At 67.4% G+C, this 12268-nt stretch carries 12 protein-coding genes; all 12 read right to left on the reverse strand.

The genetic code is table 11. The features are described 5' to 3' along the window. Positions 1–2 precede the first annotated feature (2 nt). Complete coding sequence (locus IB223_RS15820) at positions 3–443, reverse strand: response regulator (protein ID WP_192202713.1); 441 nt, start codon at positions 441–443, stop codon at positions 3–5. Next, positions 440–2245: a sensor histidine kinase gene (locus IB223_RS15825; protein ID WP_192202714.1), complete on the reverse strand. Its 1806-nt coding sequence runs from the start codon at positions 2243–2245 to the stop codon at positions 440–442. Before IB223_RS15825 ends, IB223_RS15820 begins: the two co-directional genes overlap by 4 nt. 112 nt (positions 2246–2357) lie before the next feature. Then, positions 2358–3497, reverse strand: coding sequence for a GGDEF domain-containing protein (locus IB223_RS15830; protein WP_192202715.1), 1140 nt, complete (start codon positions 3495–3497; stop codon positions 2358–2360). Positions 3498–3672: 175 nt separating this feature from the next. Next, a complete protein-coding gene (gene mtnA, locus IB223_RS15835; RefSeq protein ID WP_192202716.1) occupies positions 3673–4731 on the reverse strand; it encodes an S-methyl-5-thioribose-1-phosphate isomerase in 1059 nt (352 codons plus the stop codon). Positions 4732–4777: 46 nt separating this feature from the next. Continuing rightward, positions 4778–5515, reverse strand: a complete 738-nt coding sequence (locus IB223_RS15840) for a DUF3011 domain-containing protein (protein ID WP_192202717.1) — start codon at positions 5513–5515, stop codon at positions 4778–4780. A 109-nt stretch (positions 5516–5624) separates the two neighbouring features. Next, positions 5625–6593: an EF-P lysine aminoacylase EpmA gene (gene epmA / locus IB223_RS15845; protein ID WP_192202718.1), complete on the reverse strand. Its 969-nt coding sequence runs from the start codon at positions 6591–6593 to the stop codon at positions 5625–5627. Between the two features lie 453 nt (positions 6594–7046). Next, complete coding sequence (gene ligA, locus IB223_RS15850) at positions 7047–9386, reverse strand: NAD-dependent DNA ligase LigA (RefSeq protein ID WP_192202719.1); 2340 nt, start codon at positions 9384–9386, stop codon at positions 7047–7049. Positions 9387–9871: 485 nt separating this feature from the next. Continuing rightward, positions 9872–10414, reverse strand: a complete 543-nt coding sequence (locus IB223_RS15855) for a hypothetical protein (protein WP_192202720.1) — start codon at positions 10412–10414, stop codon at positions 9872–9874. A 23-nt stretch (positions 10415–10437) separates the two neighbouring features. Next, positions 10438–10800 carry a GFA family protein gene (locus IB223_RS15860; RefSeq protein WP_192202721.1) on the reverse strand — a complete coding sequence of 121 codons (363 nt, stop codon included), beginning with the start codon at positions 10798–10800 and terminating at the stop codon, positions 10438–10440. A gap of 46 nt (positions 10801–10846) precedes the next feature. Next, entirely contained in the window at positions 10847–11278 is a 432-nt protein-coding gene (locus tag IB223_RS15865) for a hypothetical protein (protein ID WP_192202722.1), read from the reverse strand. A gap of 2 nt (positions 11279–11280) precedes the next feature. Continuing rightward, entirely contained in the window at positions 11281–11652 is a 372-nt protein-coding gene (locus IB223_RS15870; protein ID WP_192202723.1) for a hypothetical protein, read from the reverse strand. Positions 11653–11715: 63 nt separating this feature from the next. Then, the gene (locus IB223_RS15875) at positions 11716–12222 is read right to left on the reverse strand and encodes a DUF2314 domain-containing protein (RefSeq protein WP_192202724.1); all 507 of its coding nucleotides are present in this window, start codon (positions 12220–12222) and stop codon (positions 11716–11718) included. Between the last annotated feature and the right edge of the window lie 46 nt (positions 12223–12268).

Raw genomic sequence — 12268 nt, forward strand, 5'->3', positions numbered from 1 at the left:
GATCAGTCTCGCGGCAGGGTTTCGTTGATGACTGCCCAGAACGTGCCCAGCGTCTTGACCGCCTGGAAGAACTGGTCGATGTCCACCGGCTTGACCACATAGGCGTTCGCGCCCAGGTCCCAGCTGCGCGCCAGATCGCTTTCCTCGCGCGAGGACGACAGGATCACCACCGGCAGGTGCTTCAGCTTCTCGTCGCCGCGGATGGTCTTCAGCACCTCGAGCCCGTCCATGCGCGGCATCTTGATGTCCAGCAGCAGCACCGACGGAAGGCCGTCTTCACGCTGGGCGTGCGCGCCGCGGCGCAGCAGGTAGTCCAGTGCTTCCACGCCGTCCTCGACGTGCACGATGGGATTGGCCAGGTTGGCCTCGCGCAGCGCGTCGATCGCCATTTCGGCATCGGCCAGGCTGTCTTCGGCCAACAGGATGGTGCGGATGGCGCTCATGCGTCTCTCTCTCTGGAAAGCGGAGCGTCGAGCGCCGCGGGAAGGGTGAAATAGAACGTGGCGCCCTGGTCGGGCACCGACTCGGCCCAGATGCGGCCACCATGCCGGCCGAGCACACGCCGGACACTGGCCAGGCCAATGCCCGTGCCGGGAAAATCGCTGGCCTTGTGCAGGCGCTGGAACACGCCGAACAGCTTGCCGGCGTACGCCATATCGAACCCTGCGCCGTTGTCACGTACGCTGAACAGGTGGCTGCCGTCACGCTGCAGCTGATGGCCCACCTCGACGATGGAGCGCTCGCGCTGGCTGCTGTACTTCAGCGCGTTGCCCAGCAGATTGCTCCATACCTGCCGCATCATGTTCTCGTCGGCCAGCACGATGGGCTGCGGCGCGATGCGCCATTCCACCCGGTCGGCGCGGCCTTCATTCGCCTCGTTGGCATCCAGCATGGCGCGCGCTTCGGCTACCAGCGACTGCATGTCCACGGCCTGAAGGCGCAGCGCGTTCCGGCCCAGGCGCGAGTACACCAGCAGGTCGTCGATCAACTGCGACATGCGGCGCGCGGAATTGCCGATCACGTCGAGGTAATGGCGGCTCTTGTCGTCGATGTCCTCGCCAAGATGGCGGCCCAGCTTGTCCGAGAAGCCGGCCACGTGCCGCAGCGGCGCACGCAGATCGTGCGATACCGAGTAGCTGAAGGCTTCCAGCTCGCGATTCACTTCCGACACCTGCTCCACCTTGCCTTCCAGCTGGCGGTTCAGCGCCGCGATTTCCTGCTGCGCCGTCTTCTGCAGCGAGATGTCGCTGACCGTCATCAGCACGGCATGCTCGTCCTCACCCGGCAGCGGCATGCGGCGCGCATTGAGCAGCACGGTACGCCGCACGCCATCGACGGTGTCCTGCTGCAGTTCGTAGTCCCAGAGTTCGCGCCCGCGTGCGAGCACATCGTCCAGGCGCTGCCGCATCACCTTGTCCTGCCAGGCCGTGCCCAGTTCATCGAGGCTGCCCGCCTTCACGCCCTTGCCCATGCCGTACAGCTCGCCGAAGGCGATGTTGTGCATCTTGATGTGCTGCTCGCCATCCAGCAGCACGATGGGTTCGCGCACGGTGTCCAGCATGACCAGCGCGCGCTGGCTGGCCTGTGCGATCCGCTTCTCCGCATTCAGCCGGCGCGCCACCTGGCGCCCCAGCGACAGCAGTACCAGCGCCAGCAGCAGCAATTGGGCACCCATGGCCACCAGCGCCAACCACTCCGCGCGCTGGCGTTGGCGTTGTGCATCGTAGTTGCGCTGGGCCAGCAGCTGGCGCTCGTTGTCCAGGATCTGGGTCAGGAGACCGCGGATGGGGAAACGCGTGGCCAACGGCGCCACCACGGAACCCCGGTAGGCTTCGGGAGCCTCCATCAACTGATCGATGACTTCAACGCGCGCCTCGACCAGTTCACGCAGGCGGCCGATCAGCACGAGCTGCTCCGGGTTGTCGGCCGTGAATTCAGCCAGCGTCTCGAACCGGCCTGGCAGCGCCTTGCGCCCGGAAACCAGTCGCTCGCGGGCCAGGGGATGGTCCGCGCCCAGCGCGATCATCATGCCGGAGGATTCGATCTCCCGGACCTCGACGGCCATCGCCATCACGGCCGCTTCCACCTGGTGCGTGTGCGCCACGGCATCGGCGGCTTCCAGGTTGGCCCGCGAAAGGCGCTGCAGCAGCACCACGGGCCCGACCACGATCAGCAGGATGGCCAAACCCAACAGCGGCAGTCGCCATCCACCCCAGCTAGTACGGGCACTGTCGTCGTCGTTCATGATCCCCTGGCATCCATGGGTGACGGGCGGAGCCGCGTATCGCGCGCCCTGCCACGTCGGCATCCGAAGATGCTATCGCAGCCATGTCACATTTGGAATGAAATTCAGGCGTTCAGGAAACGTCCGCAACGTTCACGCGATCACGCCCTTCACGCTTGGCGTCGTACAACGCTCCGTCGGCACGACGCATCTGGTCGCGCAGGGTTTCGCCGGGCCGGTGCTCGGCGATGCCGGCGGACAGCGTGGCGACAACACCCCCCTGCTCCTTGCCGAATTCGCCGCGCACGCGCTCGGCGAATGCGCGCGCCGACAGCGCATCCTCGCCCTCCAGCAGCACCGCGAACTCCTCGCCACCAATGCGTGCCGCGCATCCGTTGGCACCGACGCGCGTACGCATGATGTCGCCCAGCCGCTGCAGCACGGCATCGCCGCCGTCGTGGCCGTGGCGGTCGTTGATGCGCTTGAAGTAATCGATGTCCAGAACCGCAACCGCCACCGGGACGCCCGCCGCGACCGCTCGCGCGTGCGCCGACACCGCGTGCTCGTTCCATCCGTTGCGATTGAGCAGGCCGGTCAACTCATCGGTATGCGCCTGCCGTACCAGCCGGCGACGCATCTGCCACGCGGATACCGCGAAGTCCGTGCGATAACCCGCCAGCACCAGGCCGAAGCCGATCGTGGTCAACGTGTACAGCCAGTACAGCGCGCTGCCGGTGCCCGGCGCCCCGTACAACACGATGCGCAATAGCGCCATCACCACGATCAGCAAGGCAAGCGCCAGCAGCGATACCGGGCGCACCATCAGCGCCATCAAGGCCAGCGGCAACAGTTGGAAGAGACCCGTGCGCAGCGCCAACTGGCCGGTCGACCCGGGCAGCGGCATGCTCATGAAGATGCCGGTGATCAGCGTGGCCAGCAGCATCAGTAGCAGACGGTGCTGCCAGCTCACCATCCGCGATACGCCTGCCGCGCAGCCCGCGACAACGGTGGATGCCAGCAACTGCGACCACACCGGATACCCGATCGACGGCGTGACGCCCGCCATGTCGAACAGCGCGGTAATCGCCAACAGCACGGCACCGCACAGCAGCACGCCACTGACGATGGGCCGGGTGGCCCGCAGTTGCGCCAGCGTCAGGTCTTCCCGCTCCTCGGTGCTGAGCGCGCGGGTGGAATGGCGCGACAGCAGTCCGCGCAGGCTGTGCAGCAAGCCCGGGGCGGCGATCGGAGCGTTGAGGAGTCGGGCGCGCATGCTCGGTTCCTGGACGGAATGACCATCACGATGCAACTCCCGTGCCACCGCCTGTTCAGCGCGGGGCCGCCGCCTGCAACGTCTCACGCAGCGCGTGCCCCGCCCCTGCCCGCAGGCCTGCCGGACTGACGCACGGGGGCGCTTTCCGCCGGCCAGCGCATGCGCGTGACCCGCTTCATCCGCCGAACGCGGCCCGCATGCGTGCTTCATCCGGCTGTTCGATCACCCCTTTCTCGGTGACGATGGCATCGATCAGCGTCGCCGGGGTCACGTCGAAGACGGGGTTCCACGCCGGCACGCCCTCGGCCACCGTCCGCGTGCCGCCGATCCCCAGCAGTTCGGCCGGGTCGCGTTCCTCGATGTGGATGGCATCACCGTTCGGCGTGGCCATGTCCACGGTGGACGAGGGTGCTACCACCATGAAGCCCACGCCGTGGTGGCGCGCCGCGATGGCCAGCTGGTAGGTGCCGATCTTGTTGGCGGTGTCGCCATTGGCGCAGATGCGGTCCGCTCCCACGACAACCCACTGCACGGCACCGGTCTTCATCAGGTGGGCGGCGGCAGAGTCGGCGATCAGCGTGGCCGGGATGCCATCCTGCAGCAGTTCCCATGCGGTCAGCCGCGCGCCCTGCTGCCAGGGCCGCGTCTCGCCGGCATACACCTTGCCGATGCGGCCCTGCGCCACACCGGCACGGATCACACCCAACGCGGTGCCGAAGCCGGCCGTGGCCAGCGAGCCGGTGTTGCAATGGGTCAACACGCCACTGCCCGCGGGAATCAGCGCAGCCCCCAGTTCGCCCATGTGCCGGTTGGCGGCCAGGTCTTCCTCGGCGATGGCCAGGGCTTCCAGTTCCAGTACGCCGCGCCAGTCGGCGCCCGCCGTCTTCAGCGCCGCGCGCATGCGGGCCAGTGCCCACGCGAGGTTGACGGCGGTGGGGCGTGCATCGTTCAGGCGCTGCAACGCGGGCTCAAGCTTCCCGAGTGCATCGGCGGGCGTGGCCGCCATGACGTCACGCGATGCCAGCACCACGCCCCACGCCGCGGCAATGCCGATGGCCGGTGCACCCCGCACCGCCAGTGCGTGGATGGCGGTGGCCACTTCGTCGCTGGTAGTGCAGCTCAGGTACTCCACCACGAAAGGCAACTTGCGCTGGTCCAGCAGCTCCAGGGCGCTGCCGGTCCAGCGGATCGGGCGGACGTGGTCGTAACGGGCATAGTCGATGGCATTGGTCATGCCGCCATTGTAACGGCCCGCCGTGAAAGCCCTCCCGGCCGCGATATCAGCGGCTGCGGAACTCCGCCCGGCAGCCCGCCGTGACCCACACGCCACGGCCATCGCGGCCCCAGGTGCGGCCTTCGATGCAGGGCGCGCTGGACAGCTGGCGTACCAGCTGCACACCGCCCCGGCCGTCCACGTCGCATACACGGGTGCGGTCGCGGTCGGACTCGCAACGGAACACCTGGCCATAGCCCCCTCCGTTGTTCCAGCCGCCACCGCCCCAGCCATTGCCGCGACCCTGGACCTCGAACTCCGCACGGCAGCCCTGCGACACCCAGATCCCGTTGCGGTCCTGGCCCCAGCTCTGTCCTTCAACGCAGCGCGCGCTGGAGAGCTGGCGCACCAGGCGCACATCGCCACGCGTGGAAACCGCGCAGGTACGCGTGCGGCCGTTGTCGGACTCGCAGCGGATGCGCTGTGCGCTGTTGCCGCCATTCCATCCGCCACGACCGCTGGCGAACTCCGCACGGCAGCCGCGATTCACCCACACGCCATCGCGGGTCTGGCCCCAGGTGCTGCCTTCATCGCAGCGCGTCTTCGACAACTGCCTCACCACCTGCACGCGGCCACGCGTGTCCATGCGGCATTCCCGGTAACGGCCATCGTTGGATTCGCAGCGGATCACCTGACCGTCGCGGCCGTAGCCATCACTGCCGTACTGCGGCGCGGCATGGGCAGCGGCGGTGCCGAGCAGCGCGGCGGCGCCCAGCGTCAGCGAAGCAAGAAGTCGACGTTCCATGGCATGCATCCTCGTGTGTGTTGCATTGAAATCTACGCAGCCATCATGAACGTGAACCCACGAAACCGTTTGCAGGAATCGATCCGCCCATGACGTGTTTGGCTGGCTTTCAGGCGCGCGCGAAATCGAACGCCAGCACATCGGCGATCCGCGGCGTGTCCCGCATCGCCATCAGCAACCGGTCCACGCCCAGCGCCACGCCCGAGCAGTCGGGAAAGCCGTGCGACAGCGCCGCCAACAGGTGCGCGTCGATCGCCGGCGACGGCTCGCCGCGTGCGGAACGCGTGGCCACGTCGCGTTGGAAGCGCTGTGCCTGTTCGGCGCCGTCGGCCAGCTCGTGGTAGCCGTTGGCCACTTCAAGCGGCCCCAGATAAAGCTCGAAGCGCTCGGCCACCGGCACCGCGTCGTGGCGGATGCGCGCCAGCGCGCACTGCGAGGCCGGGTAGTCGTACACCGCCAGCAACTGGTCGCGCGGGAAGTCCGGCTGGATCCGGTGCGTCATCAGCAGGTCCAGCCAGTCGTCGCGGGTCAGGCCCTCGCCGTCGATGGCGATGCCGCTGGCCGCATTGCGCACCGTGTCCAGGTCGGCGGTCATCGGATCGAACCCCAGCCGTTGCACGTACAGGTCGCGGAAGCTGATGCGCGACGCCGTGGCCTTGCGGCCGACCAGCGCCAGCGCGGCCTGCACCAGCGCGACGGTTTCATCGATCAGCGGCGCCAGCGTCCAGCCCACGCGGTACCACTCCAGCATGGTGAATTCCGGGTTGTGCCGCCCGCCCGCTTCGCCGTCCCGGAACACCCGGCCCAGTTCGTAGCAGTCGTCCACGCCGGCGGCCAGCAGGCGCTTCAGTGAGAATTCCGGCGAGGTCCGCAGCCAGCGCGTGCGGGACGCGCCATCGGTGCGCCCGGAGAATTCCAGCGCGAACGAAGCGATGTTCGGGTCTGTGTTGCCCGCCTGCGACATCATCGGCGTCTCCACCTCCAGCACGCCGCGCGCGTGGAAGAACTCGCGGATGAGGCGGTTTAGCGAGGCGCGCAGGCGCAGTGCGTCCATCGACGCGGAAGGTTGCCAGTTCATCGCATGCACCTTGTAGGAGCGACGTGAGTCGCGACCGGAAGACCTCGCCTTCCGTGCAGCGTGTTCACCGCGCTTCTGTTGAAGGTCCATGGCACTGCAGGCGTGCGGTCGCGACGTACGTCGCTCCTACAGAAAAGCAGATCGCGCCTCATGCATGCCGCTCCAGGAACGCCAGATGCTGTGCTTCGTCCCAGATCTCGATGCCCAGTTCCTGCGCCGTGCGAGAAAGCGCGGATGAGGCGATTCATCGAGGCACGCAGGTGCGATGCGCCGAGGGGTGCGGAAGGTTGCCAGGTCAAGACAATCCCCCTGCCCTTGTAGGAGCGACGTAAGTCGCGACCGCACGCCTACAGTGCCCGGACCCTTCGATACAGGCGTGCACAACATGCTGCATTACAGGGGAATTCTTCCGGTCGCGACTTACGTCGCTCCTACAGGGGGGCGGGCAGCACCTCATGCATGCTGCTCCAGGAACGCCAGCAGCTGGGCTTCGTCCCAGATTTCGATGCCCAGTTCCTGCGCCTTGGCCAGCTTGGAACCGGCGGCTTCGCCGGCCACCACCAGGTGCGTCTTCTTGGACACGCTGCCGGCGATCTTGGCGCCGAGGGCTTCGAGTTTTTCGCCGGCTTCATCGCGGCTCATCGCCGCCAGTCCGCCGGTGAGCACCACGGTCTTGCCATCCAGCGGACCGGCAGCGATGGCGACGTCTTCCGGCGTGACCTTCGACAGTTCCTCCAGCGCCTCGCCGCTGCGCACCAGCAGCTGCGCATTCGCCTCGTCTTCCAGCCACGCGGCGAAGGCATTGGCCGAATCGCTGGGCAGGCCGGCGGTGACGAAGTTGTGCACCGGCGCATCCAGCAGCGCCTGCGCCGACGGGAACGCCGAGGCCAGCTGTTCGGCACGCACGCGGGTGACCTTGGGAATCTCCAGGTCCACCAGCAGCGTGGCCAGGTCCAGGCCGGCGCGCAGCTTGCCCGAGGGCGGATGCGTGTCGCCGATCACCACGCCGCGCGCCAGCAGGTCGTCGATGGCCTGCTGGTTGCCCGGCTGGTCCAGGAAATGGCCCAGCGAGCGCGCCACCTCGCCACCGATGTCCGGCACGCGCTTGAACAGCGGCCACGGCAGGCGGCGGATCAGTTGCAGGTCGCCGAACCACTGCGCCAGCGCCTTGGCCGTGCTTTCGCCCACGTGCTGGATGCCCAGCCCGAACAGGAAGCGCTCCAGCGTGGTCTGGCGGCTGCGGTCGATGGCCTCGATGAGGTTCTCGGCCCACTTCGTCGCCACCTTGCCGGACTTCACCGTCTCGGGTGTGGTGCCATCGCGTGCATCCACCCGCCGTTTCATCTCCAGCAGGTCCTCGACAGTCAGCTTGTAGAGGTCGGCCACGTTCTGCACGAAGTCCAGATCGCTCAGGTCCTCGACGAAACGCTCGCCCAGGCCTTCGATGTCCATCGCGCGGCGCGAGGCGAAGTGGATGATCGTCTCCTTGCGCTGCGCCGGGCAGGTCAGCTCGCCACTGCAACGCCACACCGCCGCACCCTCCTCGCGCACGATCTCCGAGCCACAGACCGGGCACGCCGTCGGCATCTGCCAGGGCTGCGTGCCAGCGGGGCGGCGCTCCAGCACCACGCCCACCACTTCGGGGATGACATCGCCGGCGCGGCGGATGATCACGGTGTCGCCGTTGCGCACGTCCAGGCGCGCCACCTGGTCGGCGTTGTGCAGCGTGGCGCGCGTCACCGTCACGCCGCCCACGTGCACCGGCTGCATCAGCGCCCACGGCGTCACCGCGCCGGTGCGACCCACGTTGACCTCGATGGAATCCAGCACGGTCATCTGTTCCTGCGCCGGGAACTTGTGCGCGACGGCCCAGCGCGGCGCACGCGAGACGAACCCCATCGTGCGCTGCCCTTCGCCGTCGTCCAGCTTGTAGACCACGCCGTCGATGTCGAACGGCAATGCGTCGCGGCGTTCGCCGATGCGCCGGTAATAGTCCAGCAGCCCGTCCACGCCTTCCACCGTCTCGCTGAGGCTGCTGACCGGGAAGCCCCACGCGCGCAGCTGCTTCAGCGTGGCCGAATGCGAGTCCGGCAGTTCGCCGCCCTCCACCAGGCCGGTGCCGTAGGCGAAGAACGCCAGCGGCCGCTGCGCGGTGATGCGCGGGTCCAGCTGGCGCAGCGAACCGGCGGCGCCGTTGCGCGGATTGGCCAGCACCTTGCCGCCGTGCAGGCGGGCGTGTTCGTTGTACTTCTCGAAATCCGCACGCGGCATGTACACCTCGCCACGCACTTCCAGCACGTCGGGCCAGCCTTTGCCGCGCAGCTTCAGCGGAATGGCCTTGACCGTGCGCAGGTTGAGGGTGACGTCCTCGCCGGTGGCGCCGTCGCCGCGCGTGGCGCCCTGCACGAACGCACCGCCTTCGTAGCGCAGGCTGATGGCCAGCCCGTCCAGCTTGGGCTCGGCGGAGAACAGCAGCGTGGGCCGCTTCAGCTTGTCGGCGATGCGGCGGACGAAGTCCTCCACCTCTTCGTCGCTGAAGGCATTGCCCAGCGACAGCATGGGAATGGCATGGCGCACCTCGGCGAACTTGCCGGCCGGGGCGTTGCCCACGCGCTGGGTGGGCGAATCGGCGGTGACCAGCTCGGGGTGGGCCGTTTCCAGTTCATCCAGCTCGCGCAGCAGGCGGTCGTACTCGGCGTCCGGGATGTTGGGCTCGTCGAGCACGTGGTAGCGGTGGTTGGCGTCCTCCAGCTGGCGGCGGAGGTCGGCGATGCGGGCGGCAGGGGTCGTCATACGTGAATTCTAAGGCCGGGCGCCGTGACGCGAGGTGCAGTGGCGGCGCCTTGAGGGCCGCCCCCTGCCCTCCATCGCGTCGCGTCGTGGCGGCCGCCAGCAGCCCATCGCCCTCGACGCCCCATCCGCAAGGCTCCGAATCCCAAGCGCAAGGCTCACCTGCCCCATCGATGGCATTCGGAGCCCCATCGATCGCCCGTTGAAAGCCATCGATGGGTGTCCGGGAGCCATCGATGGGGTCCGGAAAGCCATCGATAGCTCCCGGAATGTGATCGCTGGGGCTCGGGGGCTCCGTCGATGGGTTTCAGAAAGCGATCGATGGGTCTTTGAATGCGATCGATGGCTCTCCGAAAGCCATCGATCGCCTTCCGTGCCCCGCCGTTGGGAATCCGAGCCTTGCGCGCAACGCTCGGAGTGCCATCAATGGGGCTCCGAGCCCCATCTGGCGGCAGGAATGTGAGACTCGACGCCCGCCGGGCCCTGCTTCACGCGTGGAACAGGTACAGCACATCCTCGTCCAGGTCACGCAGGACCTCGGGCAGGGCGTCCCCTACTTTCACGGGACAGCGCTCGCGTATCCGGATGTCCTCATCCAGCGGACCGCTGTAATGGTGAAGCAGCAGGCCTAGCGCTCGCACCTGCCCGGAACCCAGCATCGCGTCGATGAAGGCGACCCATTTCGCCATCGCGGTGTCGACACGGCGCGCCTCGGCCTGCGCGTCAACGTCCGCCTGTTCGCGCTTCTGAGCCAGCGCCCGCGCCGCCTTGGCAGCGCTCCACCCCTTGCGCGTCAGCTTCCTCGCTTCTTCGTCCCAGTCGGTCGTGCGCGACCTGCGCGCCCATCCCAACGGCGCGTCGCAGTCGCAATGACCGGGCGTGGTCAGGAAGTACGCCTCGCCGGGTGCCAGTTGTCCCTGCACCGACGGGCTTGCCAGCGGACGGAGCTGCCTGCCATGCGCACGCGCAAGCGTATCCAGCGCCGCAAGCGGCGCGTTGGCAGGCAGCGTGGCGGTGACGAATCGGCACATGGGCGCAGTCTAGTGGAGCTGGTTCACGGCATGCCCGCCCCGACCGTCATCCGCACCGGGATGCCCGCCGGATCGAAGCCTTCCAGGCAGAACACGTTGACGCCGTAGTAATCCGGGGTGACGCGCTTGCGGTGGAAGGGATAGATGCCGCACACCTTGCAGAAGTGGTGGCGCGCGGTGTGGGTGTGGAACCGGTATTCGGCCAGCGCCTCCGTCCCGGCCAGCAGGCGGAAGGCACTCTCGTGCACTTTCACCATCAGCGCGTTCTTCTTGCGGCAGATCGAACAATCGCACTGCGTCAACTCGGGGAAGTCGGTGTCGATCTCGAAGCGCACGGCACCGCAGTGGCAGCGGCCGGTGTGGGTCTGCAGGGGGCGTGACGACATGGTGTGCGCTGTCCTGACGGGGCTCAAGCTAGACGACCAAATCCGCTCAGGGATTTGGAGAGGCCTCCATGGCCACCAGAGGCGTTAGCGATGCGGCAAGCATATGCCATGCGCGTCCGTCCTTGTCGTCAAACAACCCTACCCCGCGGAGGTTGTCACGGCTGATGCGCAGGTAATGGGTATCACCGGGCACGAACGTTTCCAGATCTCCCATGCCGTTCCATTCGGTCATTGGCATCTCGATGCAGCCGACAATGACCTCCAACGGCTCACCCTGTAGTCCATCCGGCCCTTCCTGGACCATGTAAAGCACGCGTGAGCCTGCATAGATGAAGCCGCAAGGGGGCTGTCGCTCGATCAGGATCAACCGTGCACGAACGTAGGCCTCCCTGTCGACCGATCCCGACACCTGCTGCCCCGCCGCAATGCCCGACCATGCCAACAGCGTGACCCCGAGTGCGAGTGCGTAGCGGCTCATCGTCAATCCCTCCATTCCGCAAGATGCAGCAGCACGCCCGCAGGATCCCAGACGTAGGTCACCCGTGCTCCGTAGTCTTCCTGCTTCGGCGGCGCCACGCGGGCGTCTCCGTAGGCGCCGTCCGCCAGCAACGCAGCGATCTGCGCGTGGCAGGCTGCGGCATCGGCCACGGTGAGGTGCAGCATCGTGTTCTCCAGCCAGTCCTTCTGGTAGTAGCGCTGCAGGTAGAAGCGGTGCGCGCCGTTCGTCATCAGGGCGAGCTGGTCGTCGAGGTAGTCCGTCGTCCAGCCGAGGGCTTCGTAGAAGGCCCGGGAGATGTCGAAGTCCTTCGCACCGATGAAGGGACGGACATCGGTGATGCGGAGGTCGAGCATGGGCATATCCTGGTGTCTCAAGCAAAGGATTCGTTTGTGCTGCGTGTACGCCGGGCCGCGTGATCAGGTGTCGGCGTACTCGGCTTCATGCGCCCTGAGCTGCTCGGGCAATGCGATGCCGTCGCGTCGCGCAATCGCGAACATCGCACGCTGGGTGAAGCCGCCATGGATCTTTCCGGCGCTGTCCCGCACCTGCCAGTCCTCGATGTCCTCGAAGGCGCAGCGATGCAGGCGGTCCAGCGTGCCGTTGTGGGTCACGGGCGGCGTGACCAGGCGCACGCCCAGTTCGCCCGGCCCGAGCACTTCGACGACCTCGGCCCACAGGTGCTCCACCTGCCCGGAACTGCTGACGAAGCGCAGCTTGACCAGGGCGCTCTCGCGCGGCCCTGCCAGGTGCGAGCGGAATGCCTCCAGGGTGGCGGTGGCGCGCTCCATCGCGGCCAGCAGCAGGGGATCGTCCGGGTCCGTCTGCAACGGCGGAAACTCGGGACGCGGCGAACGCCATCGGATGAAAAGCCACAATGCGACACACAAGACGAGGAACAAGCCGATCTTGACGGGCAATGGCATGGTGGATCCTGCAAGGGGCGACCCAGCGCAAGGTACTGCACACGCG

This window comes from Pseudoxanthomonas sp. PXM03 (assembly GCF_014852005.1).
In the GTDB taxonomy this organism is placed as follows: Bacteria; Pseudomonadota; Gammaproteobacteria; order Xanthomonadales; family Xanthomonadaceae; genus Pseudoxanthomonas_A.

Excerpts from the sequence above, each read along its gene's own strand:
- mtnA (WP_192202716.1), bottom strand. The coding sequence starts at position 4,731 with ATGACCAATGCCATCGACTATGCCCGTTACGACCACGTCCGCCCGATC.
- IB223_RS15830 (WP_192202715.1), bottom strand. The coding sequence starts at position 3,497 with ATGCGCGCCCGACTCCTCAACGCTCCGATCGCCGCCCCGGGCTTGCTG.
- IB223_RS15840 (WP_192202717.1), bottom strand. The coding sequence starts at position 5,515 with ATGGAACGTCGACTTCTTGCTTCGCTGACGCTGGGCGCCGCCGCGCTG.
- IB223_RS15875 (WP_192202724.1), bottom strand. The coding sequence starts at position 12,222 with ATGCCATTGCCCGTCAAGATCGGCTTGTTCCTCGTCTTGTGTGTCGCA.
- IB223_RS15820 (WP_192202713.1), bottom strand. The coding sequence starts at position 443 with ATGAGCGCCATCCGCACCATCCTGTTGGCCGAAGACAGCCTGGCCGAT.
- ligA (WP_192202719.1), bottom strand. The coding sequence starts at position 9,386 with ATGACGACCCCTGCCGCCCGCATCGCCGACCTCCGCCGCCAGCTGGAG.
- IB223_RS15825 (WP_192202714.1), bottom strand. The coding sequence starts at position 2,245 with ATGAACGACGACGACAGTGCCCGTACTAGCTGGGGTGGATGGCGACTG.
- IB223_RS15870 (WP_192202723.1), bottom strand. The coding sequence starts at position 11,652 with ATGCTCGACCTCCGCATCACCGATGTCCGTCCCTTCATCGGTGCGAAG.
- IB223_RS15855 (WP_192202720.1), bottom strand. The coding sequence starts at position 10,414 with ATGTGCCGATTCGTCACCGCCACGCTGCCTGCCAACGCGCCGCTTGCG.
- epmA (WP_192202718.1), bottom strand. The coding sequence starts at position 6,593 with ATGAACTGGCAACCTTCCGCGTCGATGGACGCACTGCGCCTGCGCGCC.
- IB223_RS15865 (WP_192202722.1), bottom strand. The coding sequence starts at position 11,278 with ATGAGCCGCTACGCACTCGCACTCGGGGTCACGCTGTTGGCATGGTCG.
- IB223_RS15860 (WP_192202721.1), bottom strand. The coding sequence starts at position 10,800 with ATGTCGTCACGCCCCCTGCAGACCCACACCGGCCGCTGCCACTGCGGT.